Genomic DNA, 26,075 nt, shown 5'->3' with positions numbered 1-26,075 from the left:
ACCAAACCCTACATGATATTGCATCTGACCATAGAAAGATAAATATAAACAAATGAAAAAAACAGATACATTTTCACATTATCGTGAAGGAAAATCACAAATGCAGCGCTTTTTAGCAGAACTAGATCCGGGCAATCTTGAATTACACGATTTCGATTTGTTTGATTGGCTGTTATTCGCAAACAATTTTGCACAGCGTGTAAACTATTTCGATAAAGATGATAATACAACACCGAAAGGAAACTGGGGAAACTTCTTCCTGGGTGATGATGCCGATCCTATCCCGCGTAGAGAAAGCGTTGAGTATAAAAGTATGAAAAAACAGGTTACAGATCTTATTTCCCAGTTCGAACAAGACAGCAGCCTGACACCTCACCTTACATTATTTGTCTGCTTTTTAAAATTATTGGATTTCTCAAAAAAAGCCTTTAATAATTTAACCAAAAGACATTTGGATTTCTACTATAACGAAATTCTGCAAATTGAAAAAAATGATGCTAAAGCAGATAAAGTTTATGTGATTTTCGAATTGGCCAAAAAAGCCATTCAGGAAAGAATTCCGGACGGAACCCTGCTGGATGGTGGTAAAGATGCCAACGGAAAAAAACGCATTTACAAAACAGGTGAAGAGCTTATTGCCAACCAGGCAAAAGTGGTTGAGATCAAAAGCTTCCTGAACGATGTTAAAAAAAGAGAGCTGAAGATGGCTCCGGTAGCCAATTCTGCTGATGGACTGGGAGAGAAACTTCCGGCAGAAAGCAATTACTGGTGGCCGTTCGGATACAATGCTGATGAAACAGCTTCAGGAAAATCAATCTACAAAGAGCTTCCGAAAGCAAAACTTGGTTTTTCAATAGCATCCTCATTATTTGATTTAAAAGAAGGTGAGCGAACAATTATCGTCAAGATTGATTTTATTAAAAATTCAACACAAAAATTACAAAATTTATCAAACACCGATATTGAAAATAATATCAAAGTGCTTTGTAGCGGAGAAAAAGAATGGTTATCCGGAATCGTTTTAAAATGTGTAAGAAACAACGACGATCAGCTGGAGCTTTCCTTTACATTATCCAAAGATTTTCCTGCAGTGGTGCAATACAACAAGGAAGTTTTAATGGAAACATTTCAGACCGATTTTCCTGTGGTAAGATTCATGATCGAAGGAGAAAAGTATTATGATATTTATGAAGCCCTTTCAGAAAAACTGGTAAAAAACATAGAAATAGCAGTTGATGTAAAAGGGGTGAAATCTGTTGAAATAGAAAACGACAGCAGCGCACTGAATGCCGAAAAACCTTATTATCCATTTACAGCACAGCCCATTAAAGGATCTAATTTCTACATTAAATGTCCTGAAATGTTTTCTAAAAAATGGCAGAATGCAGACATTACCATCAATTGGAAAAATACGCCGGATTCAATAAAAGATTTGTACAACGGATACGTCATTCAGCCGAATCAAAATATTAGCTTAAAAGATTTTGAATCGCTGAAAAGCTCATCAATCGTTCGTTCAGACGCCTATTTCACAGCTGATGCAGCACTTTTGGAAAAAGAAATATGGCGTGAAAAAGGCAATGGAATTGAGTTGTTTAAAAAATTAGAAAACGGTTACAGTACCCAATTTTCTATTTATAACACAAGCAATGAATCGGGGACAAGTGAGGCTATCAGATTGACACTGAATCAGTCGGCATTACAGGATGTGTATCCTAAATTATACACCCTGGCATTATCCAGCAACCCTTCGAGTGAAAAGCTTATTCCGAATGAACCGTATATTCCATTTGCGGAAGATATTGAGTTGAATTACAGCGCTAAAGAAAATGCATACTCTTATTTGAGCAAAGATTCCAGCGGAGAGGCATCAAAAAGTGAAGGTGTACAGGTATATCACGAAGATGCATTCGGGCAGTATGAAAAAGAAGTGGAAACCAAAAGCATTGTTCCCGTACACCAAAACGGAGGGGAATTGTACATCGGTCTGGAAGCCATGCCACAAGCTACCGTTTCTCTGTTGATCCAGATGCTCGAAGGAAGTGAAAATCCTCTGGTAGATACTTTCGATGAAAAAGAATTTATCGAATGGCATATCCTTTCAAATAATACGTGGATCGATCTGTCAAATAATCTGTTGAAAAACGAAACGAGAAAGTTCCTGGAGTCAGGGATTGTTAAATTTAAAATTCCCAAAGACCTCAATACAAGTCATTCAAGACTTACCGATGGATTGGTCTGGATCAGGGCCAAATCAAAAAGAAGTTATGATGCTGTTTGTAAAATCCAGGGGATTTATACACAGGCTGTTTTAGCGACATTCCAGAATCAGGACAATGATCTGGCGCATCTGAATAATGGTCTGGAAGCCAATACGATTTCAAAACTGATAACGAGGGTTCCTCAGGTAAAATCTGTCAACCAGCCATACAATTCATTCGATGGCAAATACAAAGAGGCAGATACGGAATTTTACAGACGTGTAAGTGAAAGATTAAGACACAAGCACAGAGCCATTACACAATGGGATTATGAAAGTCTGGTACTGCAGGAATTCCCGGAAGTTTTTAAGGTAAAATGTTTAAATCATACTTCTGAAAATTCATATATGGCTCCGGGACATGTCACATTGATGGTGGTGCCGAATATCAGAAATAAAAATGCTTTTGATGTCTATCAGCCGAGAGTGAGCAGAGCCAGCCTGAATAAAATTCAGAATTATGTCAATGAATTAAATACGATGCATGTTACGGCTCAGGTAATCAATCCTAACTATAAAGAAGCAAAAGTACAGACTAAGGTAAAGTTCTTCGAGCAATACGACGAAACATTTTACATGAGACAGTTGGATGAAGATATTAAAAAATATATATCGCCATGGGCTTTTACCGATTCCAAAGATATTGATTTTAATGTGGAACTGAATGTTAATCAGCTGATTAATTACCTGGAACAACTCTATTATGTGGATTACATTGATGAGATCAAAATACTGGTGAATGATGTTGTACAGAAAAAATCCCTGATCGAAGTAGATCCGAAATCGATCCTCGTATCTGCCAAACAGCACCAGATTACTATTGCAGAACAAGTATGTATTTAATAATTAATAAGAATAAAACATAACCATGTCAGAAAATAAGCACATTAGTATACCCAAAAATATAGAAACCGGAGATCAGACCGATTTTCACTTTCTGCGTAAAACAGGTATTGAATACATAGAAAAATTAGGAGGAAAGCTGTGGACAGATTACAACTCTCATGATCCGGGAATCACCACGCTGGAAGTTTTGAGCTATGCCATCACAGATCTTGGGATGAGAATGAATATGAATATGGAGGATATCCTAACCTCTAAAGACACAAATACAGATATTCATACGCAGTTTTTAAAAGCTACAGAAATTCTTCCTTCAAGACCTTTAACCGAGCTTGATTACAGAAAGCTGTTCATCGATATCAACTTTACATCCGGTCATAAAAGGCCGATCCGAAACTGCTGGCTGGTGCCTAATCATGAAGCATTGTATGTAGATTGTAAAACAGGTCAATTGGATTTTAAACCGATCGGAGATAAAACGCAAAGCTTTAACATAAAAGGATTATATGATCTTTATGTTGATTATGCCGAAGATATTGAAGATGAAAATAACGGATGCGGAAAATCTAGTGTAAACCTTCAGATCTTAGACCGGTATCATGCTAACAGAAGCCTTTGTGAAGATTTAGCCGAAATTAAAGAAATTGAAATTCAGAAAGTGGCAGTTTGTGCCCGCATCGGGCTGGTAAATAAAGCCGATGAAGAGCTGGTACATGCAAAAGTTTTAAGAGCAATTAATAATTACCTGTCTCCTGAAGTTCATTTTTACTCATTACAGCAAATGCTGGATAAAGGTCTGGCAACCGATCAGATTTTTGAAGGTCCGCTTTTGGATAATGGTTTTATTGATACCGAAGAACTTAGAAACAGCCAGCTGAGAAGAGAAGTCCGTCTTTCAGACATTATAAGTGAAGTCATGAAAATCGATGGAGTGAAAGAAATTCACGAAATTTCTATTGCAGGCTGCGATAATGTGATCAAGCAGACCAACGACTGGCTGATCTGCATTGAAAAAGGCAGAAAACCGGAACTTTGCGAGTTGAGTTCGTTCAGCTACAGTAAAGGTTCGCTTCCTTTAAATATAAACGACAAAAAAGTTCAGGAATACTTAGCAACTCTTAAAAGAGAAGAAGAAATCCTGAGAGATGATGCAAGACAGAATAAAGAACTGGCTTTACCACACGGAACGGCCTATGAGATTGCAGAATACGCAACTATTCTCAACGAATTTCCGGATACTTATGGTGTAGGAATTTCCGGAATTATCGGAAACAAAAGCCCGGAGAGAGAAGCGTTGGCAAAACAGATGAAAGGATATTTGTTGTTTTTTGATCAGATCTTAGCCAGCTATTTTAAACATCTTGAAAAAGTAAAAGAAGTATTAAGCGTTAGTGGTAATGTAAAAAGAACCTACTTCACGCAGGCATTAAAGAATATCAAAGGCTTTGAGGAATTGGTGCCGAATTATCCTGCAGAAAATGATGATGATCTTACCGATTCGTTGTATGAAGAACTGGATAACAGCGTTGAACGTAGAAATGAAATCCTCGATCACCTGATTTCCCGTTTTGCAGAAACGTTCAGCGATTACACGTTCCTGATGAAATCATTGTACGGAAAATCTGCTGACGAAATTATCTTAAGCAACAAGCAAAATTTCCTGAATGAATATGCATCATTAAGTAAAGACCGCGGTTTAGGCTACAATTATACATTGTTTGGAGATTCTGATATCTGGAATACAGATAATATTTCCGGGGCACAGAAAAGAATAGCCCGTTTGCTGGGAATTAAGGACTATACCCAAAGAAATGTATCCCAATCGCCTGTTTTAATTACTAAAATAATGAATGGCAATAAAGCAAGCTATACCTGGAAAGTAAAAGATGCTTCAAACAATATCATCTTATCATCCATAAAAAGCTATGAGATTGAATATGCTGCCACTAAAAATCTGAATGAAGCCATTTATCAGATTATTCAGATCGACCAGGAAGACCTTGAAAATGCACTGGACAAATTAGGGATTTGTGAAGACAATACATGTATGATCGGAAATATGAAGATTCGTTTTTCAGGGGGAGGCAATTATTATTTTGATGTTGTAGATGATACCGATGAGCAAAACGTAATCGCCACTCACAAAAGAACCAATCCTTACTCTGATCTGGAAACATTGAAAATCGGAATCAGGGAAACGGTAAAGTATTTCAAATATGATTTTACGGAAGAGGGTATATTCTTCGTTGAGCATTTATTATTAAAGCCAACCGTTAAAGATTACAAGCTTATGGGCGGTATCGGCTGCATGGAGATAGACCGTACTTTCAAAGTAATGTATGATATTGAAGATGTAGCTGAAGAAGATCCTGTAGAATATTCCGAAACCTTTATGTCTTCGTGCGAAGAAGACTGCGAAACCGATGTCTTTGACCCTTATTCTTACCGTATAAGTGTGGTGCTTCCGGGCTATGCGTACCGTTTTCAGGATCCTGATTTCAGACGCTATGCGGAAACTGTGATCAGACAGGAAATTCCGGCGCATGTCCTGGCAAAAATTTGCTGGGTGGGAGATCGTCTTACTGAAACCCAGACTGCTAAAAGCGACCTGTCTGAATTTGAAGTTGCCTTTAAACAATACCTTTCAGATAAATCGAAAAATAATACGGCGAATTTAGGAAACAGTATTAAGGATTTACTTACTGCCCTTACCCATCTGAATAATATTTACCGGCCGGGAAGACTTCTGGACTGTGCAAAAGATGATAACGACAGCCTGGACGGAAGAATCATATTAGGACAATCAAACTTATAAAAATTGACAAACAATGAATACCAAATTAGATAATGTAACAACCCAATATAGAAAGTTCAACGAAAATCAGGCGTTAACGGATGGGCAATTAAATGAATTTATTGATTATTTCGAAGATCAGGACAGGCTGTCAAGAACGCGGTTAAGTGGAGTAGGGGTAGTATGTGGTTTTAAATCAGAATCTTTAGATTTAAACGCAACCCTTGTTATTACACAGGGTGCCGGTGTTACTACAGACGGTGATTTAATAACACTCCGTCAGAAATTAGATAAGACATCAGATGTTTCTATCGATTTTGATGCTAAAAGCTATAAATATTATAGAACTTATATTGATGAGGTTGAATATAAGCATTTTCGCATCGGCGGAAATCAGGTGCCTCTTCTGGAAGTAATTACACAAGATGATTACGATAAATTAACAGATGCTGAAGGCTTCAGGCCTCTAAAAGAAATTGGCAGTGCCATCTACGATAAAGTTATCATTCTCTATTTAGAAAGCTATTCCAATGACGAAACCCCATGTCAGGACGCGGATTGCGATAACACCGGGGCTGAGCAGGTATCCAATCTTAAAGTGCTTTTAGCAGATTCAGAAATTGTTTCAAATCTCATTTCCAGTGGTGATGCAAAAGATACCATTTATAAAGCACACAGTGATTACCAGGTACTTTTTGATCAGATGCCTAAAATTGAGGCTAAAAGAGTTATTCTGGATGCCAGTATTGTAAAAGCAGCAGATTTAAAAGCAAGATTTGAGAATGCGGGTACTGCCGTTGCGGATTTAAGTAAAGGTTTTAGTGCCGTTGCAGACAATTTCAAGGTGAGTCTCAACTTTGGAGGGCAAAATCTTAATGATAAACTGACTTCTTTATTAAATCCGGTACCGGGAAGCTCGAGGCTAGAAGACTATCAATACCGATATGATCTCCTGAAAGATTTAATTGATACCTACAACGAGATCAAAGGACTGATCCTGCATCTTAATGCTGAATGCTGCCCAGGCATCAACTCATTTCCAAAGCACTTGTTATTGGGACGTGTGGGCGCTGCACTTGAATTAGGCGAACCGACGCCTTACCGTCATGGTTTTTATCATTCACCTGTAACCACAACCGAAGATGAAAATTATGAAAGAGTCGTAATGCTTGCTAATCGTTTTGTTCAGAAGATCAATGGGTTCCAGTCATATATAGGACCTGTTAAGATCACTCCTTCCAATATGTTTGTAAGATTAGGTGATAAAGCGATTCCTTTTTATTATAATGTAGACAAGTCATTATTGACTAAATGGAATTATGAAAAAACAAAAACAGACAGGGAAACGTACAACTTAAGTTATCATACAGGGAATTTAGCGTCAGATGACTTTGTTCAGAATCCATTAAATTACAATATCGATGATAACGATTTCTACAGAATAGAAGGCCACCTTGGAATGCCTTATAAAACAGCATTACAGAACATTAATGATCTTAAGGCAAAATACGGATTGGCTTTTGATGTCATCGCACTAGTTCTTCAAAAAGGGGAAAAACCTGTTGAGCCAACTAAAGAAGTAGTATCCATTGATGATTTAAGAAAACAGCTGGTATCGATTTCCAGTGACATCAGCAACCAAAGGACTAATTCACAAAGTACTTTATTTAATATTTCAAAATTAGACGAAAAATTAAAATTGCTGAACAAAGCTGAATTTTCTAAAGAAGGAGATGTGGTGACTGTTGTAAGGCAGGATCCTAAAAAAGATGATGTTGTAAGTGAGCTTTTAAGTGAATTTTTAGAAAGAAAATCGGGGCTGGAACATGTTGCCGGCGTAGAACCTGGCGGGACTTTTGTGTTAATTTATGAATCAGAAGCCAATAATCAGGTTCTTGCAGATTTCTCACTGCCTTATCTGTGCTGTTCAAAAGAAAAACCGAATATTCCGCCACTTGCCAAAGACGACAAAGCTTCATGCCTGATCGGACAATCTGTAACAATACCTGTTTTAGATAATGATTATGATGCGGATAATGATGCACTCACCGTAATTAAAAAATCAAATCCTTCACATGGATCAGTAATACTGAACAGCAATGGAACATTCAAGTATACCCATGATGGTTCTGCTAATCTTGAAGATTCATTCACATATTGTGTTAATGATGGCAGGGATGATAGTAATATTGCTACCGTATTTATCACGGTTAAATCTCCGCCGGTAGCTGTAAACGACCATGCTTCAGTAGCAAATAATGAACATGTGGATATTGCTGTTAAAGATAATGATTACGATTTAGGAAATACACCATTATCTGTCATTATAGATACTCAGCCGGCTTACGGAACAGCAACACTGAGACCTGATGGCAAAATCAGATATACTCATAACGGATCAAATACCCTTTCAGATTCTTTTACGTATCATATAAACGATGGGGAATTAGACAGTAATATAGCAACGGTAACCGTCAAAATTGGTCCGCCACCATGTAATTCGGGTATGGACGTTGTGTTCATATTTGATTACACGGGAAGTATGGGCGGTCAGATTGAGGCAGCTAAAGCCGGAGCAGGAAGTATTATTACAACAATACAGAATCAGTCGTCTCCTAATCCATACAGATTGGGTATCGTACTGGCTGATGAAACGGATTCCAGAACGAATTCCAGCTATAGCTCAGCAGCAGCATATACAAGCCTGCCGGCAGCACAGAGATTTGTTAATACGGGAATCGGTTCAAAATTCCAGTGGATTACGGCAATGGAGGTTATGTCTGAAAATAATGTTTCCACATTTACCAGTCAGCTTGGTAAAATCAATAATCCTACCGGAGGCTTAAGCCTCGGATGGGGAGTGGGAGGTCCGGAGCCTACCGATATGGCATTAAGCAGAGTGGTAGAGCATGATTTTGCCGGTGCATTCAGAACCGGGGTGGCCAAATATGTGATCATTATAACAGATATTGTTCCTGGAGGTAATGATGATACTGCAAACGGGCTGGACGTGACAGAAATTAACAGGCTGAAAGCAGTTTGCCTTTCCAAGTCTATCAAGGTGATTGTACTGGGAGCTGGCGTAGAGCAGAAGATAGAAGGAAAATACATCTGGAAAGAGCTTGCCAACGGAACCGGAGGTTCATGGAACACCAGCTACAATGCAAGTGCTATTCAGACTGCAATTATAAATGGTTGTGGAGGTTAATATGATAAAGACATCACATGATCAGAATCTCATATTCTATCGTGATGATATACTTCTTGGGCAGAAACTTTTCTGCCTGAGAAGCTTATAAGGGCTTTTTCATAAATCATTAAAAAATTAATAATAATGAATAATCAATTAAGTAATATATCAACCCAGTACCGTAAATTCAGTAAAGGACAGTATGTAACGCATCCCCAGTTCAATGAGTTTTTAGATTTTTTTGAAGATCAGGACCGTTTATCCAGAGTGATGCTTCAGGGGGTGGGTATTGTTTGCGGTTTCAAACCGAATCTTATTTATGCCGGTAAACTCCTGAGCAGCATACGCCTTTCGCAAGGAATAGCGGTAACTACAGATGGTGATTTGCTGACTTTAAGCAATACCAATGAGATTAGTGAAGATTTATATGTAAGTGAACTGAAAACCATTGATATACAAAACAAAGACTTCACACATTTTAAAGTATATGAGGATTTCAAAGTAAAATATAAGCCATTTCGTAAAAATAACGGACTTGGCAATCAAATTGAACTTTGGGAGCTGGCTACGGCAAAGGAAGCAAATTCGGATTTTCAACCCATCAGTAATCTTGCCGGTTTGGAGGATAAATATGTCCTTCTTTATCTTGAAAGCTACGAAAAGGAAATTAAACCCTGCAGAGGAGTAGATTGTGACAATCACGGCGTTCAGCAGATCCGGAATCTCAAAGTATTGGTTACTACCGCTGAAGGTATTATCAATATTCTTGGAGAAAATGTTCTTGTAAAAGATCCGGATAGCGGAGCGCTTGTACCGGCTCCGATGGATCGTATCCAGCCTCATCCATTATTTATAGAAGATATCCTTAAATATGGGAAGCAGGAGCGTGTTATTGTAGAAAAACTTATTGCAGAACAGGGCGTTAATGCATCTTTTTTATCTTCTGATATAAAAGGTTTGTATGCTGATGTTTTGGAGAACAATCAGTATGGTAAAGTTATTTTCGAAAAAATCAATGCGATTGCTCAGCTAATAGGGCTTCCTGCTGTTAATTATCAGGGATTTAAAAACACATTGGAAAGCTTTCTCGGTCAAAATGCGGGCTTTCAGTATGCATATGATGTTATCAAAGATTTATCAGATACTTATAGTGAAATTATAAAGTTACTGCCTAAAGCATTTACGGTAAATCTTCCGGACCTGGATTCTTTTCCCAAACACATTATGTTGGGAAAACTGGTTCCGGTTAAGCATCTGGATTTTTCAAGACACCGGTTTTACAATTCATCCGTTTTGGATGATGAAAAAAACTCTGCAAGAGTACAATTGCTGATCAGCCGTTTTACCCAGCAGGTACAGAATTTCAGAAACTTTACGGTTGCTGATAACGGCAGTGCGCAAATTAAAATCACTCCGTCACAGAAATTAAATCCTCTTAGTAATAAAGCGGTTCCTTTCTACTACACAATCAGTGAAGAGTTCCTGAAAACCTGGAACTATGATAAAACAGGCAATCGTTCATACAGAGATAATTTAGCCTTCAATAATTGGTTGTCGACGGATGTGCATATTCAGGAACCTCTACTGTTTAATATAGACAAAAACTCATTTTATAATATAGAAGGACATCAGGGAATGCATTATGAAAAAGCTTTCAATATGCTAAACCAGATCAGAGATGAAAAACAGTTGGGATTTGATGTCATGATGCTGTCTCTGGAAGAGCTTATAGATAATAAAGACATGTTTAAGGCATATTTCAATGAATATGTAGAAAAACATCCCGGACTGGAGCACAGACGCGGAGTGGAGAAAGGCGGTACTTTTATTATTATGTATGAGTCATCAGAAAACCCGGTGGTTTTTGCAGATTTTTCACTTCCTTATATTTGCTGCACCCCAAAAATTGATGTTAAATTAACACTTCCGGCTACGGTTATTTGTGCTAAAGCTGGCTCAATACCATTTACCGTATATCCTATGAACGGAGATGTAAAAGCGGTTGTTACTTCAGGCCTGGACGGAGGCGTAGAACAATCAGCCGGCGGACAATATGTCTTTAATCCTTCTCGGGTAAGCCCGCAATTATATGGAAAAGCCATTGCATTTACGGTTAACGGAAAACCTACCAGTTGCACGATCAAAGTGAATAAGGAATCTGATGTGCATATTGAGGTGGTTTCTGTTGTTTATCCGTCTGGAGATTCCAACGAAACTAAAGTGAAGTTTAAGATTTCGGGAACAGGGTTTACAACCTATGATTACAATTGGGATTTTTTGCAGAATGGTAATTTTGTCAATCTGAAACCTGATGGAGAAGGAAATGTAAACTACATTTATTACGATTTGAATCCAGCTGAAATTCCTGTAATAACCGTGAATGTAAATAGCAACGGCTGTACTCAGGAAATACCAATCAGAAATTGGTATAATGCTCCTGCTGCTCCTACTGTTACGTTTGATAATATTAATTTTTCAGATGGAATAAACTGCTGCGAAGGAAAGACGCCTGTGATTAAAGCAGAGGCAACAGGTCCTGGAAGTGTTTATTTAAGAGATGGGTCCTTTGTAGTGCGAGGGCAGGGCGATGGACCGTCGTCGCTTTTGTATTCATGGGAGAAGATCCAGGGTCCGACAGCGACTCTTTCCGGAGTCAATACTCCTGAGCTGGAGGTTAAAGACCTCGTTGCCGAAGAATATGTATTCCAGCTTACAGTTGTGGATGTTGACAGCGGTTTATTTGCTAAATCTGCAGAAGTAGTCGTAAATGTAATCAATGAAGACTAATAAAGGGATGATCATATCATCCCTTATATAACAACGAATATAAAATAACAACAAAAAAGTAATATAATGGCAACAGCAGCATGCAAAGTTTCATTTAAGATAAAATACACATCTTCCCAGCCGATTACACAAGCAACTGTGTACTATAAAATCAAAAATACATCATCGTTTACGAAATATGATCTGCCAACGGTGCCGGTAAGTGAGGTTACGCTGGTGGAACTTCCTGAAATTCAAACGCCGGGTGAATATGATTTAATGGTAGAATTGGGTGTAAATGGAGTCACTGCGACTCAGACAGGTTCTTTCCGGATAGGGAAATGTAATCCTTTGTCTTGTGCAGCACCATCTATTAAAAATGTTTACCTGGGAGAGAATGACCAGATCATTATGGATTATTCGGTGGACACGACAAATCTTTATGCGATACAATACCAGATCGCCACAGACAGCGATTTTAATGACATTGTTCAGTTAAAGGTAATTATGGCAAGTGATTACAATCCAATACAATATATTGAAATGAACGATGGGACTATTAAAGATAATACGCAACTATACATCAGGGTAAGAAAATACTGTTCATCATCAGATGTTTCAGATTGGTCAGATGTAGAAGGTTTTACTTCCGGAACATGGCTTAATCAAAAAGTTCTTTCTCCTTTTGATGCCTATTGTGTGTCGGACAAATTCAAAGGAGTTGATCCTACAGATATCAGAGAATTCAAGGCAAGTATATGTATTACAGACCGTAATCCATTAATGAAAAAGGTAAAACTTACGACAAGTATTCCACAGGAAGGAAGTTTTATTTATACCAATGGTTTAACACCTGAAAAACCTGCAAAACCAGGAAGTTTAGCAAGCTTTGATGACCCTCAGGGAGGGGTAAGTACCGGATTTGATCAAACTGGAATAAGATGGATCAGATTTGAAAATAATCCAGCGCTGATTTATAATGTTAACCCGGCGACCGGGCAAATTACCGGTATTTCCGGTTATAAGTGTAATTTCTAGTGTGTTTATCTAAAAGACTTATAAAATCCTCGTGATTGAGGATTTTATTAAGTCGATGATCTTTTACTTATCAAGTTTGTTTAAACTTTTATATAACCACAAACTAAAGGTTCGACTTAGTCAAAAGTTACTGAATACAATAAAAAAAGGTCACAATAGTTAAAAAAAATCTTCGATTTTTATTCTTTTGAGAGCTTTAAATATACTAATCATTGCGTTGTGATTATCTTTTGAGACTTTTGACTACGTCGAACCTTTGGTTTGCGGTTAATTCTGAAATTAGTTTAAACAGTTTTATCTTCTGTTATTCTTACGTCTGGTACTGATGATGTTGAAAAGTTTAGCAACGTCCTGAAGGTGGATTTCAAAGTCATCGTAATATTCATTTAGAGAATGAAGGGTGATAATCCCTTTCTCAACATCGTGATTGATGATTCTTTTTATCAGGATCCCTTTCTCTTTGTGAACAATTACAAAATCCCATTTGTCATAATGCAGCTTACTCATCCAGTAATCCTGTCTTACATTGCGGCATAAAATAATATCACCTTCCAGATAGCTTTCGTAGGATCCGTCGTCCATACTGTCACCTCTCACTTCAAAACACATGTATTCACCTCTGTGCTCTACATCATCCGTAAAAGGAATGGTAGGTAAGGTTTCTATGTATTCCTCATCTGCAAATCTGCTCAGATAGCCTGCTTGTGCATATTGGTTGGCAAGAGGAACGTACATTACTTTCATATCTGAAAAGACAACAGGCGAGGCACTGTCTTCATGTTGTTGCTTTTCCTGCTCCAGAAGCAAGTTGGTTACGAAATAAGCTGTTGTTTCAGGTATTTTACGTTCGCCTTTTTCCCAGTACTGTACGGCTCTCGTGCCGACACCAATGGATTTTGCAATGTCAGCCTGCTTCATGTTCAGTTTCTTTCTGATTTCTTTGAATTCTAAATAGTTCATTTTGATGTTTTTACGGTAATTGTGGAAAAAAATATGAAAAATATTCATAATTATTTTCAAAAAGCGAACAATGTTCGTATATTTGTTTCGCGGTTAAGATGAAACACTGCAAATATACAAAATTATATTGATGATTTAATTTTTTATTTATGTTTTAATATATAGTTAAAATTAAATATATGATTTGTAATCAGTATGTTTGGGTGTATATTTCATACTTGGTAATCTTTATGGTTAGATTTTCTCTTTTTTGTTCTGTTTGGCGCTGATAAGAACAAAGTAAATATTTTCTAATCTTAAAAATGTACAAAGTTCGCTTTTGTTTTTTGTTTTGAAAAATGAAATACTTGAAATAACGAATAAAATGCGTTTAGATTTATTCATTTATAAGTTTAAGGTTTAACCGTTTGTTTCTGCTCAAAACAAAATATAATCCTGTAGCAAACATTACTGTTCAACATATAAGATATCGGTTAATTATAGGCATCAGTAATAATTGTTGACACGTTAAAAAGCAAACAGACATGGTAATATGTTTACTGTCTGTTAGATAGAATGTTGCGCTCTTTTCAAATACAAATTATTTCCCTTTAAATGACGTTAATTGCTCATGAAATCTAATTCTTCATAAGCATTAGTGGGCGAATTTGATAAATAATATCTGTATGGTGAGGTTGGGATCTGTTTGTTGTAGAAATATGTGATGTCAACATCTAAAATCAAAAACTAAATAATGTAATTAAACATCTCTTCAGAGGCTTATGGCTAAGCCTTTCGGGTTTCTTGTGGGCTTAATCAGCTGCGGAAAATTTTGAAGTACAAAGATCCGTTTAATTCAAAAATAAACTTTAACATAAAAACTTTAACCAATGAAACGTAGCAAAGAATTAGTAGAAAAAAGAAAAGATTTTGTAATCGATTATGTAAAACGTAATCAGAATAAACAGATGAAGGTGATTGTAACCGAACTCACCGAAATGCTTTTTTTGTCCGAAAGAACAATATACAACATTATTCTCCAGGGATAATGTGAATTGTACAGGCAAAATCAATAAACTAACGCAGGGATCAAACCCAGAATCATACTGATAGAAGGGTATCTAAAGTCTATTCCAAACATAATTTGTAGGTAAAAACGCTAAGGTAAAAACGGTTTTGCTTTTAGTTCATTTTAATAAGAGATGCACTTAAAAAAGAAACCGTTACTCCTTAGATTAAGCAATTGAAAATTAAAAATAACTTTCCACTTAAAACTCAGAAACCATGAATAAAAAGAGAAGAAAAAAGATAAAACAAAACAGACAAAAACTACAGAATCCCAGAAAAGATATCAATGATCTTATCGACGAACTGGCTTATGGAGATGAAAACGAAAACATCCAGAAAAGCAAAAGGTTTTTAGATAATTTATACATCCTGGACCTGGAATAACAACATCCGAAGGTTGTGTAAAAATCGATTTAATACGTAATATATAATGAAAGAATGAATTTAGACAGTATAAAAGCTCTGTTAATCGGAACTGCCATTGCATTTTCAGGAGGATTATTAAGAGTCTTAATCTCCATACAGAACAAAGAAAAAAAAAAGCCGTGGGAACACGTCATCACCTTGATGATCGTTGTGATAGTCGGTTTCACCATGAGTTATTTAATGAACAGGGCCGAGCTGCATGATAAGTGGTATTCAACGGGAATATTATTTGTGCTTGGCTACGGTTATGATAAATACTTAAAGATGATCACCACCAACCTGCCCAACTGGATCGATAAATCAGTAAATCTTTTTATTGAAACCCGATATGGTATCAGAACAGACAGCCAGCCAGGTAACCAGGAAGAAAAAGTAATTGAACTTCCTGAAGATCAGGTTGAAAAGTAAAGTGAAGCAATTCTCAAAAAAATCATTACTGCAACTACAGAATCCATCGCTCAAAAAGCAAGGGATTCTCCAAAAAAAATATGATTTTTGAACCGGATAACCTAAAAACTCAAAAACATCAGAAAGCAAAAAACCTGGAGTGGCTCACCATTACCTGTTTCTCGTACAAAGCTAAGTGCCACTTCTGATTACTTACATTTCTTTAAAAATCTCCCGTAACGGGACTGATTTTTCACATTCAACAGGTATATAAAACGCAATTCACACGATTGCGTTTTGTATGCCTTTTAAATCAATATGAAATTAAAAAACTAAGTCAATGAAAACAGCAAAACCTGTAGAAGTAGACCCTAAAGTCCACCAGAGGCAAAGTAATAAACAAAAGCCGAAAGACCCGGTAGTTATACCACTTTCCGGAACAGAAATAACCAACGCACAGACCCAAAAGTCAGGAGACTCAGGAGTAAATTCAGGATTTGAGAATCCCGGTAGTAGCAAGATTGGTCTCAATGGTAAAATAGCAGCCGTTCATGGTTCGCAAACCATTTATGATCAGGGTTCTGAGGTCATGTATGGAAGATTTCAGGAAAGCCTGGAACAAACAGGTGATCTCAATCATCCTGATACCAAAGAGACGGAAAAGGGATACATGACAACCCTGAATCCGGATCAGGTGCAGGATTATCAAAATCTTAAAGCCGGAAATGAGGCTCCTAAAACGTTGCAGGAGCAGGCTCAGGTACATCAGCAAAACAAAAAAGGTCAAAAAGAAAAGATCAAATCAATTGATAAAGAAAGCAATGATATTTCTTTAGCTGATTTATCGCATTCTTCGGCGACACAGTTAGCGGATAATTTTAATGCCGTTCAAAACAACAGTACAGGTTTATTCAGCAGTAAAGCGGGTAAAGCGACTGCCGGACTGCCGAAGGTAAATGCAAAAACCGGGAGTGCTTTTTCCGGATCTAAGGCAAAAAGTAAGACAAAAGCAGATAAAACGGCAGCAAAATCAAGCAAAAAGACGGTGAAATCTGTGAGTCAGAAACCTAAATCAAAGGAGATTTCTTTTCCGCAAAATGAGCCTCTGAAAAAAGAAAGCTATTCTTTTAACACGGCGGCTAAAAACGGAGGTTTTGAAAAAAAAGCTCAAAATCAGTTGGATGCTGTTCGTCTGAATACCTCAGCTATCCCTACGGTTATGCAGCAAAATACGCGCTTAGATCTTACAGGTGAAGCTGATACGGAGCATTTGGCAATCGAGCAACAGGATATGGCTCAGGATATGAGTCTCAAAAAAAATCAGGCGGCAAAAGACATTCATAAAGATTATGGTGAAAATGACATCATTAAAAAACCACATGATGAAATGCTTAAGCCTTCACGCAAAATAAGTTCCAAAGCAATTAAAAAACAGCCTGTTGACAAGCTGAAACTTGAAGGTATTGATGAAGCACTGATTAATGCTCAGTTTGAACCTGTAATTCAGTCAAAAATAGGAGTTGAAAATGAAAAATACCAGTCAGCTGAACTGGAGCATAATCAAAAAATACTGGAGCAGGAAAAAGCTGCAGACACCCAAATAAGTAATGAAAAAGATGTATCGAAGGAAAAGCAGCTGAAATCGGTAAAAGATGCCCAGGCAGATGTACACAGTTCAAGAGCTGAATGGCAAAACGCACTGGATAAAACAGAATCTGATTTTGCGAAAAAATCAGGTGATCATGCCAGGACAACTTTGAGCTCAATAAATACGAAGAAAACAGAAGGTGAAACTAAAGCTCAAGGGCATGTTAATAAAGCCAATGAGGATGCGCGCAAGAAAAAAGAAGCGGCTGACAAAGAGGCAAGAGATAAAACAGCAGAAAAGAAAAAAGAAAGTAAAGGTTTCTTTGGCTGGTTGGCCGATAAAGCTTCGGAATTTATCAACGCGCTCAAAGAGGCACTGAATTACATTTTCACTAAACTTCGGGAAGCGGTTAAAACTATTTTTGAGGCTGCCAAGAAATTAGTTTTGGAAGTCTTAGAACTGGCCAGAAAAGCAATTGTAAGTCTTATCAAGGGATTTGCTTCGTTATTAAAAGGATTTCTCGATATTGCCTTGGCTGCATTCCCGGGTATCAGAGACCGGTTAAAAGCTAAAATTGACAAATATGTAGCAGTCGCTGAGAAATACGTAAACCAAACCTTTGAAGCCTTCAAAAAAGCGGTTGTTGAGATTATTGATTTCCTTGCTGATGTAGTGGATAATTTATTGGGAGCATTACAGGCAGTTTATGATTTTATTCTTGATTCAATTAATTTTATTGTAGCCGGAATTATAAAGATAATGGAATTTTTATTTAATCTGAATGTGGCTGCAGCAATGTCTGTTTTGGAATTCTTCGGAGCGTTGGCGGAAGAAGCATTGGGAGGTAACCCTGCAAAACCACTTCAGGATGTAGAGGTACCTTTAGGACAGGAAAGAGCATGGGGTTCGGCGATGGGAATGGAAACAGAAAGCAAAGTTGCTCAGGAAGGAAAATCATCTGTCAATGATGCAATTCCGGTCTTAACCAAATCTAAACTGGATGATGATGATGTAATTTTAGAATCTTATCCTGCCGTTTCGGTGGATAAAGATTTTATGAAATCTTTACCGGATCTGAAAGATGGAGAAAAATTAGAATTGGGAGGAGCGGGAGCAAACAGCGTAACTACCAAGCAATTCCAGGAGTCAGCTGCCTTTGATGCAGGATATGGCATTCATAATGAAGAAGAGAGTGCGGAACAAGCATCGGATGTTGCAGAAGCAGCCGGCCAAAACCAGAAAGATCCCGGTCCGGATTGGAGGCATATGAGCGATGAAGAGAAACTGACACAATATAATGACCAGATGCTTGTTCAGTCTGCTAAGGAAGGTGATGCCGAACCGACTTCTCAAAAAGCAGCCCCGGAAGCAACCGAAGATAACTCTCCTGAAGCACTGATTACCAAAACCGGACGCTTAAACGCAGGGCGCCGATTACAGTTTATGGGTGAACAAATGTTAACGGGAATAAAAGTATTCTGGAATAAATATAAGGCATGGATCATTGCCGGATTCGTGGCTGCGTTAGTTGCCGTTGCTGCTATTCTTATTTTTAGCGGAGGGACTGCTTTAGCTGCGGTTGTTTCGGCTTTAGGTGAAGCATTAACACTCATTTTCGGAGCTGTTGCGGTGTACCGGGCGATGGGAATGTTATGGGAATATGTGAAAAAAGCTTGGGCAGGAGATAAAGAAGGAGCCGCAAAAGCATTGGCTACTGCATTTGCCATCATTGTTGTAGAATTCTTCATCGATAAGATTATGGCAGGAATGGGTAAGGTCTATAAACGTATGCTGAAAGTCTTTAAATCTACCAAATTTGGAAGAGCAATTAGAACAGGTCTTGCTTTCCTTAAAAGGACACAAAGGAGAACAAGAGATCTTCTTAAGAAAGGAGTTGCTACATTACGAGGTACAAGGGTTGCAATCTATCTGGAAAAAATTGCATTAAAAGGAGCCGGCAAATTAGATGATCTTCGTAACAAAATTTTAACTAAATTCGGGTTCAAGAAAATTTGGCTTGAAAAACGTGGCCGGTTTATAGAACTTTGGGGAGAATTTAACTCTAGAGTGTTGTTGAGTTATTTTGAAGGAAAACTTGATGACATGCCTGTAAAAGCGTCTGAAATGCAACCTGTAAAGCAAGGTTCCAAGGAATGGAAAGAAGCTGTAAAAGCCCAACAAAAAGCAATAGAAGAAGGTAAAAAATTTCAAGTTAGATTAGAGTCTAGTTCCGATGCAAAAGAGTTTTTAAAAGATTCTCAAGGTAATATGAATAGATACAAAGCCCACACTCAATCTAAAAGAGCAGATGGTGTTCCAAAATATCCCAAAGGATATGAGCAACATATGGCTCCAGAAGAAGGGATAGGAGATATTCCTCATATTAAATATTATATAAATAGCACAGACGGGCATATCTTTTATGAAATTCCAAATTAAAAAATTAAATTATTATGTATTTATTTTTAAACCTTAAGCATCAAGAAATATCTGAACAAATTGATTCTGAGACTATTTTTTTAAAATCTGAAGAATTCCTATGTAACAATAATTTTATCTCTTTTACAGATCCTCTCATTTGTTTTGAGACTAAATTGAGTGACAATGTAAAATACTACGTAATACATGATATAGTAGCTGTCAAAGGAAAGAAGAAAAAATTAAAAGGGAAAATTGTCCTTTCAACTAAAAAAGACTTGATTGATTATGTTAGAACAGATGATATAAGACCAGTAAGAATAATGTCTGAACATAATCAAAATTTTTTAATCAAGATAACGGATGAAGAAAGTGCATTGTTCTTTTCTAAGTAAACATATAATTTCTGATTTACATTAGGCAGTAAGACATTATGGAGGAGATTTGCTTACACAGGCAAAACTTGGATTAGAAGATTAAAAAAATAACAATTATGAATTCAAAAGAGAGCTATCCCAAATTAGAAGAGTTTCAAATTGAGCAATGGGAAATGAAAAATAATATCAAGATTCCTTCAAGCTATAAAAAGTATTTATTAGAAGATAATGCAGGATATTTTATTTCTGAACCTAATGTTTTTGATGTTCCTAAAATGGGAGGTTTTGCTGTAGCAAATTTTTTAGGATTATTAGATGATATTTACGGATTAGAACATGCCTTAAAAGTGTATAAAGATAGGTTTCCAGATAAGTATTTCCCAATAGCTTATGATGTTGTAGGCAACTTAATATTAATGGGGATATCTGAAAAAAAAGAAGGACAAATCTTTTTTTTGGTATCACGAAATGGAACAGGATACTGGTAAAAAGCCGTATGAAAAAAATATCTTTAAGGTTGCAAAAACATTAAATAGTTTTATTAATTCTTTCTATACACCTGAAGAAGAATCATATGGTAAATTAGTTGATATTTTTGATGGTGATGATGAGGGAATTAAAAAGTTATTAGATTCGGATTGGGATATTAATACACCATGTGAATTCGGTCAAACTTTAATTCAAAGGGCAGCTTTGGCAGATAGAGTCTGGCTTGTCGAAGAATTAATAAAAAGAGGTGCTAAACTTGATGGAGCAGTTGAAAAATCCATAAATTTAAATAGTATTGAGTCGCTAAAATCATTATTAAGTGCAGGTGCTGATGTTGAGGAGTTAAATGAACAAGGTTATACTCCTTTACAAAAGGCAGTTATGGGAAATAAACCTAAAGCAGTTCAGATCTTGTTAGAATATGGAGCAGACAAGGCAATTCCTAATAGTTTCGGAAGGACCCCTTTAGATTCTGCACTTTTAAAAAAGCAACGTGGGGAAAATATGGATGAAATAATAGCAATGTTACAAAATTCTTAAATATTAAGTTTATTTGAATGAGTCGGTCTCACAACTCAATGATTTAGGTTGAAAATCGACTGTACGAAAATCCTTCTCCGACAGGAGGTCGAGAAAAATCATAAAAAAGTCCGTTTTCACTATTTGTGAGACGGACTCTTTTATCTCAGGTTTGGAACAAGTTTAATCCAAAAGTTCTTTTGATGGACGAAGAAGGAGAAGTTACTTCTAGAGAATTAACACCTGAAGAGCTTTTAGAAATTAAAAATAGAAGACTGGGCAATAAAGTAATAGGTGAAAAATTAGATAATGGAGTGTAGTTGTTTCAGATAGTTTTGCAAAAGACTTTATGGAAGGGAATCCAGCAAGACTCTGGATGATTTACAAAATATTGATGCAGAAGACATTTGTAAATTATCTGGAAATATTGAGGGACTAAAGAACTAAGAAGAGGTATAGGAGGTCTTCAGCCAAAGAATTTTCAGGCTCACCATGTTATCCCAAGAGAGTTAGGGCAGAAATTTAAAGACTTTTTTGGAGACATAGGATTTAATATAGAAAATGGAACAATAAACGGAATTATGGTTCCTCCAAGTGATGAAGTATTAAGAGTTGCCAAATTAGATGTTGATATCCCTATTGGAAATCAGTTTGATGATTATGCGAGACATTTAGGAAGTCATCCTGATTATACAAATTTAATAGAAGAAAAAATTATAAAAATAGAACGAGATTTTGATAGAGGATTAATAACAAAAGAAAAAGCTCATCAAAAATTAGTTGATATTACAAACTCTGCCAAAAATGCAATAAAGAATGGAAATGGTCTAAAAGTTAATGATTTAATATTTTAAAAATTATGAAAATATATAGGATAAAGCCTTATTCTGGAGAAAATAATGTTTACATTGAATCTACAGGTTTTAGTAAAGCAATTGTATTTGAAAATTTAGATGGTAAAAAAATAAATGAAATTAAAACATATAATTTCATTTTAAAAAACAAAACAAAGAACTACCCAGATTTATTAGGTACTGGTTCTTCAGAATTTTTTATCAGTAATGAATTCAAGAATTTCCTTGAAAATAATATAACAAAGCAAAAAATAAATTTTATAGAATTTACAATTGGAAAAAAACAGTATTGGTTCTTAAATATTATTGGTTTGAGAGATTGTATGGATTATAAAAATTCTGTTTACTCAAAATATGAAAATGATCAGCCAGATGAAATAACAAACTTAGTAATTGATGAAAAAAAGATTGATGAAAATGATATCTTTAGACTAAAAGATAATTCTATTCCTGTTTTTATAACAGATTCTATAAAGATAAAACTTGAAGAAATGAATTTTACAGGTATAAAAATTATTGAAAGTATGGATTTAACTTTTGGCTAATTAAATAATTTCTAATTATAAGATTTAAATACAATATTATCAAATAGTTCAACAAAGCATCTCATTCTATTGGGATGCTTTTATTTTTGAACACATATCAGCTAAAATTTTAACTAAATTCGGGTTTAAGAAAGTTTGGCTTGAAAAGCATGGCAGGTTTATAGAACTTTGGGGGGAATTTAACTCTAGAGTGTTGTTGATGAGAGAAGATGCAGAGGGAAATAAAACAATTCAGGTTGATGAAGATGGAAATCCAATGTTTAGAGATCTTAATAGTACTGACTATCAAAAGATAGGAAGAGGCAAACAAGTAGGAGTTGAAACTACTGACGGTTTAATCGTCTCCAACTCTTACGAGAGAACATTGCAAAATCTTAAAAAGAATGATATTCAAACATTTAATAAAGAAATTGAAGATCTTGAAGATGCAATAAAGGCAGAAAAACGGAAAGCGAAATCCGTGAAATGGTAAAGAGCAAAGGGAAAGTCTTTGATAAAGAAGGTTATTTGGAAAGCTATCCTAATTCTACAAAGGCTGCCGATGCCATTAATAAAAGAGGAACATTGCATACGAATATGAAGGGAAGTAAACCTGTTGGTGCAGATTGGGAAGCTCATCACTTAATTCCTGTAGAAGTATTAGAAGACACAGGTGTAGCGGGAGATATTATGAGACAGGCCTTAGAAGATGGTTTCGATTTTAATTGTGCACATTCAGATATAAATGGAGAATGGGCGCAACGCTGCAGCAGTGAAACTAGATTTAATAAAAGCGGAGAAATTACAGCTTCAGAATCAGGAACTCATTCAAGCCATCCCGAATATACAAAAGAAGTTAAAAGAGATTAATTAGCTTAGTTGACGATTCAGGATTTTCACCAAAAGAAGCGGCTGAAGCTGTTGCTAAACAGATGAGGGATAAAATTGCTGAAGACCCAACAAGGATAATTAACGAAATTTTTAAACCAAAAAAATAGTATGAAATATTTTACAGTAACTCAAAATACTAATGAGGATATAATAGGTAAATATCCTCAGGTAAAAGATTTAAAGATTAATTTTCATGAAGCAAGAGCTTCACAATGGGCTAAAATTACCCAGTGGAAAACCAATGAGGATGTTCCTGATTTGAATAATTTTATTTTACAAACAAAGTCTAAATTTACGGATTGTTTATCTAGTGGTTTTGTTGTTGAAAATCATGGTTTGTTTTTAAGCCAAAGATGTAAAGAAATTTTCGAAAAATTTAAAATTAATGGTAATTTTTATGATGCAATAGTCTGGGGGCTTGATGAAAAACGCTCATATGCTTTTTTATGGTATGGGTCTGGAGCTAAAAGTAAAATAGACTGTAAAAAATCTTTATTTGTTGAGTATCTGGATGCTAAAGAATTGTATGGCGAAGTAGTCCCAATAGATGACTTTGAAGATTATAAAGTTAAGTTCAGAAAAATATACATGGAAAAAGAAGGGTGGAGCATAGTTCCTAAACTATTAAAATTTAATGAATATTTTGATTTAACACCTGCTTTTGGGGTTGGTTTAATCTGTAATGAAAATGTTAAGAATGCTATTGAAGAAAATAAGCTTACAGGCTTTGATATTAGGCCATTAAATGTTGAAATTGCTTTTGAAGGATAGGCAATATGAAATATTATGAAATTATTATACATGCAGATTTGTCTGTAACTGGCAAATATCCTCAGGTAAAAGATTTAAAAATAGATTTTCATCAAGCAAGAGCCTCACAATGGGGTATAATAAGTCAATGGAAATCCGAAAGTGATATACCTGATTTAAACAATTTTATTTTTCAGAAAGGCTCAAAACTTACAGATATACTTACTAATAATTTTGTAAATATATCTTCTGGAGTTTTTATTAGTGAAAAGACAAAATCTGTTTTTGATTCTTTTACTGTTAATGGTAGTTTTTATCCTATTTCAATTTATGAATTGGATAAAAAGCATCAATATAATTTTTTGTGGTATGAATATGGAGGAAAGAACAGTATAGATTATAAAGCATCTGTTTTCATCGAGTATCAACCCATAGAAGAACAATACGGAGAAATAATTCCAATAGAAGATTTTTGAAGATTATAAAATTAAAGTTAAAAAACTATATACTGAAAAAGAAGAATGGGATATTGTTCCTAAAGCTTTACGATTCTGGGGATCTTCACATTGCGGAGCAAGGCTCTCGAGAATATCTAGAAAAAACTATCCAGGATATGGCTAATTCCAGAGACTTAAGAAAAATGGAAATGGCTGAAGATTTACAAAATGCGTTGGATAGAGGGAAAGTTAAATATATGGTTGTTCAGCAAAAACTTACTAAAGCTGGAGATCTAGGAGAATTTACAATTAAAGAATTTGATATAACAAAATAAATATGGAAAAAATTGATTTGCACAAAATAGATGCACCTGAGGTTATTGGGATGCTTTTATTGCTAAAAATATATCATTTTAAGAAAATCTGGTTGAGGAGCATGGGAAGCTTATTCGGCTTTGCGTGGAATTTAGGAGAGAAAATGAAGTAAATAGCAAATTTAGGGAAACTATATCAAATGCGGAACTATTCAATATAAAAAACATGCTCTGTAGTCAACACCTTCTTGACCGTACGATACAAAAGACATTGAATATAAAGTCGTGAAGTGCAATCAAATTTTTAAATTTCGATCTGGAAAGAATTGTGATCGTGTCGGAAGATTTGTGTTTCCGTTTAAAAAAGTCGTCTTTTTATTTAAAAAAATTCGTTATATATTGGTATTGACAAAAAATGAAACGAAAATAATCACCAAATAAAATTTAACCCCATGAAAAAAACACTACTCCTTTGTTTCCTGTTATTTAGGCTTTCCATTTTAAGTGCACAAACTATAGAATCCGGAAGTCACAATACGGCGGCCTATATCAAAAATGACGGAACCATCGAAGACAGAAGTCATGCAACGGTAGGGTATATTAAGAGCGATGGAACTATTGAAAACAAGAGCCACGGAACCATTGGCTACATCAAAAGTGATGGCACTATCGAGAATAAAAGTCATTCTACAGTTGGCTACCTTAAAAAAGACGGAACGGTAGAAAACAGCAGTCATGCAACCATCGGATACATCAAGGATGATGGAACGGTAGAAAATAGCAGCCACAGTACGATCGGCTATGCTAAAGGAGTGAAGAAAGAATGGGCAGCAGTGGTTTTCTTCTTCTTTAAGATGAATTAGCGGAAAAAATTATTATCAACCATATAAGTTTAAAAAATAAGGCTTGGATTTTTATAATCTGAGCCTTTGTTTTTGTGTAGATTGGAGGCTTTTGATAAGAGGTCCTGATATAAAATGCTTCTTTTATAACAATGCACCTGAAACAATAATTCATTGTATGGGTTTATTAACCTCCGGCTTCCATCATCTGTCTTCCTGCCTGAAAATCCACTGCAACTACAGAACACACAGGCCAAAAAACTTTAATAAGAATTAAAAAATCAAGACTTTTGAACCGTTGAAAAATTAATAAACTAAAGACATGAAAGAGAAACTGATGAATTAATAGTTCTACTATTAC

Annotated in this window: 22 protein-coding genes; 21 read left to right on the top strand and 1 reads right to left on the bottom strand. The window is 35.9% G+C overall.

Translation table 11 applies throughout. From position 1 onward, the window contains the following. Nucleotides 1-52: 52 nt before the first annotated feature. The 5 genes from AC3WV0_RS12615 (at nt 53) to AC3WV0_RS12595 (ending at nt 12,891) form a co-directional block, all read left to right on the top strand. Nucleotides 53-3,103, top strand: a complete 3,051-nt coding sequence (locus tag AC3WV0_RS12615; RefSeq protein ID WP_488846446.1) for a baseplate J/gp47 family protein — start codon at nt 53-55, stop codon at nt 3,101-3,103. 25 nt (nt 3,104-3,128) lie between these two features. After that, entirely contained in the window at nt 3,129-5,918 is a 2,790-nt protein-coding gene (locus AC3WV0_RS12610) for a hypothetical protein (RefSeq protein WP_488846445.1), read from the top strand. Between the two features lie 13 nt (nt 5,919-5,931). Further along, complete coding sequence (locus AC3WV0_RS12605; protein WP_488846444.1) at nt 5,932-9,105, top strand: cadherin-like domain-containing protein; 3,174 nt, start codon at nt 5,932-5,934, stop codon at nt 9,103-9,105. A 126-nt stretch (nt 9,106-9,231) separates the two neighbouring features. Continuing rightward, nucleotides 9,232-11,874, top strand: a complete 2,643-nt coding sequence (locus AC3WV0_RS12600) for a PKD domain-containing protein (protein ID WP_488846442.1) — start codon at nt 9,232-9,234, stop codon at nt 11,872-11,874. A 66-nt stretch (nt 11,875-11,940) separates the two neighbouring features. Continuing rightward, nucleotides 11,941-12,891, top strand: coding sequence for a hypothetical protein (locus tag AC3WV0_RS12595; protein WP_488846440.1), 951 nt, complete (start codon nt 11,941-11,943; stop codon nt 12,889-12,891). 294 nt (nt 12,892-13,185) lie between these two features. Here AC3WV0_RS12595 and AC3WV0_RS12590 read toward each other — a convergent pair whose 3' ends face one another. Continuing rightward, a complete protein-coding gene (locus AC3WV0_RS12590) occupies nt 13,186-13,851 on the bottom strand; it encodes a S24 family peptidase (protein ID WP_488846438.1) in 666 nt (221 codons plus the stop codon). Between the two features lie 869 nt (nt 13,852-14,720). Here AC3WV0_RS12590 and AC3WV0_RS12585 point away from each other — a divergent pair. The 16 genes from AC3WV0_RS12585 to AC3WV0_RS12510 all read left to right on the top strand — a co-directional run bounded on the left by AC3WV0_RS12585 (nt 14,721) and on the right by AC3WV0_RS12510 (nt 25,735). Then, nucleotides 14,721-14,879: a hypothetical protein gene (locus tag AC3WV0_RS12585; RefSeq protein ID WP_157450584.1), complete on the top strand. Its 159-nt coding sequence runs from the start codon at nt 14,721-14,723 to the stop codon at nt 14,877-14,879. A gap of 235 nt (nt 14,880-15,114) precedes the next feature. Then, on the top strand, nt 15,115-15,282 hold the full coding sequence (locus AC3WV0_RS12580) for a hypothetical protein (RefSeq protein ID WP_177175316.1): 168 nt from the start codon (nt 15,115-15,117) through the stop codon (nt 15,280-15,282). 54 nt (nt 15,283-15,336) lie between these two features. Continuing rightward, entirely contained in the window at nt 15,337-15,732 is a 396-nt protein-coding gene (locus tag AC3WV0_RS12575) for a hypothetical protein (protein WP_488846435.1), read from the top strand. Between the two features lie 319 nt (nt 15,733-16,051). After that, nucleotides 16,052-19,738 carry a hypothetical protein gene (locus AC3WV0_RS12570; protein ID WP_488846434.1) on the top strand — a complete coding sequence of 1,229 codons (3,687 nt, stop codon included), beginning with the start codon at nt 16,052-16,054 and terminating at the stop codon, nt 19,736-19,738. 14 nt (nt 19,739-19,752) lie between these two features. Continuing rightward, entirely contained in the window at nt 19,753-20,112 is a 360-nt protein-coding gene (locus tag AC3WV0_RS12565) for a hypothetical protein (protein ID WP_488846432.1), read from the top strand. Nucleotides 20,113-20,210: 98 nt separating this feature from the next. Then, complete coding sequence (locus AC3WV0_RS12560; RefSeq protein WP_488846431.1) at nt 20,211-20,582, top strand: SMI1/KNR4 family protein; 372 nt, start codon at nt 20,211-20,213, stop codon at nt 20,580-20,582. Beyond that, the gene (locus AC3WV0_RS12555) at nt 20,563-21,123 is read left to right on the top strand and encodes an ankyrin repeat domain-containing protein (RefSeq protein ID WP_488846429.1); all 561 of its coding nucleotides are present in this window, start codon (nt 20,563-20,565) and stop codon (nt 21,121-21,123) included. Before AC3WV0_RS12560 ends, AC3WV0_RS12555 begins: the two co-directional genes overlap by 20 nt. Nucleotides 21,124-21,557: 434 nt before the next feature. After that, nucleotides 21,558-21,956 (top strand): AHH domain-containing protein, encoded by a 399-nt coding sequence (locus tag AC3WV0_RS12550; RefSeq protein ID WP_488846501.1) that lies wholly within the window; start codon nt 21,558-21,560, stop codon nt 21,954-21,956. Nucleotides 21,957-21,961: 5 nt separating this feature from the next. Continuing rightward, nucleotides 21,962-22,501: an imm11 family protein gene (locus tag AC3WV0_RS12545; RefSeq protein ID WP_488846428.1), complete on the top strand. Its 540-nt coding sequence runs from the start codon at nt 21,962-21,964 to the stop codon at nt 22,499-22,501. A gap of 199 nt (nt 22,502-22,700) precedes the next feature. Then, nucleotides 22,701-22,973, top strand: coding sequence for a hypothetical protein (locus AC3WV0_RS12540; RefSeq protein WP_488846426.1), 273 nt, complete (start codon nt 22,701-22,703; stop codon nt 22,971-22,973). Continuing rightward, on the top strand, nt 22,967-23,350 hold the full coding sequence (locus AC3WV0_RS12535; protein ID WP_488846424.1) for a hypothetical protein: 384 nt from the start codon (nt 22,967-22,969) through the stop codon (nt 23,348-23,350). Before AC3WV0_RS12540 ends, AC3WV0_RS12535 begins: the two co-directional genes overlap by 7 nt. A 129-nt stretch (nt 23,351-23,479) precedes the next feature. Further along, a complete protein-coding gene (locus AC3WV0_RS12530) occupies nt 23,480-24,142 on the top strand; it encodes a hypothetical protein (RefSeq protein WP_488846423.1) in 663 nt (220 codons plus the stop codon). Nucleotides 24,143-24,147: 5 nt separating this feature from the next. Then, nucleotides 24,148-24,597, top strand: a complete 450-nt coding sequence (locus AC3WV0_RS12525; RefSeq protein WP_488846421.1) for a hypothetical protein — start codon at nt 24,148-24,150, stop codon at nt 24,595-24,597. Beyond that, nucleotides 24,594-24,893, top strand: coding sequence for a hypothetical protein (locus tag AC3WV0_RS12520; RefSeq protein ID WP_488846420.1), 300 nt, complete (start codon nt 24,594-24,596; stop codon nt 24,891-24,893). Before AC3WV0_RS12525 ends, AC3WV0_RS12520 begins: the two co-directional genes overlap by 4 nt. A 2-nt stretch (nt 24,894-24,895) precedes the next feature. Beyond that, entirely contained in the window at nt 24,896-25,045 is a 150-nt protein-coding gene (locus tag AC3WV0_RS12515; protein ID WP_488846419.1) for a hypothetical protein, read from the top strand. Between the two features lie 279 nt (nt 25,046-25,324). Next, entirely contained in the window at nt 25,325-25,735 is a 411-nt protein-coding gene (locus AC3WV0_RS12510; RefSeq protein WP_488846418.1) for a 5-fold beta-flower protein, read from the top strand. Nucleotides 25,736-26,075 lie beyond the last annotated feature (340 nt).

Source organism: Chryseobacterium sp. 27AL (genome assembly GCF_057815395.1).
Note: the sequence above shows the minus strand (reverse complement) of the source record. Positions and strands in the feature narration are given on the sequence as shown.

Coding starts and splice junctions, on each gene's coding strand:
- AC3WV0_RS12560 (WP_488846431.1), top strand. CDS start 20,211: ATGAATTCAAAAGAGAGCTATCCCAAATTAGAAGAGTTTCAAATTGAG.
- AC3WV0_RS12605 (WP_488846444.1), top strand. CDS start 5,932: ATGAATACCAAATTAGATAATGTAACAACCCAATATAGAAAGTTCAAC.
- AC3WV0_RS12555 (WP_488846429.1), top strand. CDS start 20,563: ATGGAACAGGATACTGGTAAAAAGCCGTATGAAAAAAATATCTTTAAG.
- AC3WV0_RS12570 (WP_488846434.1), top strand. CDS start 16,052: ATGAAAACAGCAAAACCTGTAGAAGTAGACCCTAAAGTCCACCAGAGG.
- AC3WV0_RS12615 (WP_488846446.1), top strand. CDS start 53: ATGAAAAAAACAGATACATTTTCACATTATCGTGAAGGAAAATCACAA.
- AC3WV0_RS12525 (WP_488846421.1), top strand. CDS start 24,148: ATGAAATATTATGAAATTATTATACATGCAGATTTGTCTGTAACTGGC.
- AC3WV0_RS12565 (WP_488846432.1), top strand. CDS start 19,753: ATGTATTTATTTTTAAACCTTAAGCATCAAGAAATATCTGAACAAATT.
- AC3WV0_RS12535 (WP_488846424.1), top strand. CDS start 22,967: ATGGTAAAGAGCAAAGGGAAAGTCTTTGATAAAGAAGGTTATTTGGAA.
- AC3WV0_RS12580 (WP_177175316.1), top strand. CDS start 15,115: ATGAATAAAAAGAGAAGAAAAAAGATAAAACAAAACAGACAAAAACTA.
- AC3WV0_RS12610 (WP_488846445.1), top strand. CDS start 3,129: ATGTCAGAAAATAAGCACATTAGTATACCCAAAAATATAGAAACCGGA.
- AC3WV0_RS12545 (WP_488846428.1), top strand. CDS start 21,962: ATGAAAATATATAGGATAAAGCCTTATTCTGGAGAAAATAATGTTTAC.
- AC3WV0_RS12585 (WP_157450584.1), top strand. CDS start 14,721: ATGAAACGTAGCAAAGAATTAGTAGAAAAAAGAAAAGATTTTGTAATC.
- AC3WV0_RS12575 (WP_488846435.1), top strand. CDS start 15,337: ATGAATTTAGACAGTATAAAAGCTCTGTTAATCGGAACTGCCATTGCA.
- AC3WV0_RS12515 (WP_488846419.1), top strand. CDS start 24,896: ATGGAAAAAATTGATTTGCACAAAATAGATGCACCTGAGGTTATTGGG.
- AC3WV0_RS12590 (WP_488846438.1), bottom strand. CDS start 13,851: ATGAACTATTTAGAATTCAAAGAAATCAGAAAGAAACTGAACATGAAG.
- AC3WV0_RS12595 (WP_488846440.1), top strand. CDS start 11,941: ATGGCAACAGCAGCATGCAAAGTTTCATTTAAGATAAAATACACATCT.
- AC3WV0_RS12530 (WP_488846423.1), top strand. CDS start 23,480: ATGAAATATTTTACAGTAACTCAAAATACTAATGAGGATATAATAGGT.
- AC3WV0_RS12510 (WP_488846418.1), top strand. CDS start 25,325: ATGAAAAAAACACTACTCCTTTGTTTCCTGTTATTTAGGCTTTCCATT.
- AC3WV0_RS12600 (WP_488846442.1), top strand. CDS start 9,232: ATGAATAATCAATTAAGTAATATATCAACCCAGTACCGTAAATTCAGT.
- AC3WV0_RS12540 (WP_488846426.1), top strand. CDS start 22,701: ATGAGAGAAGATGCAGAGGGAAATAAAACAATTCAGGTTGATGAAGAT.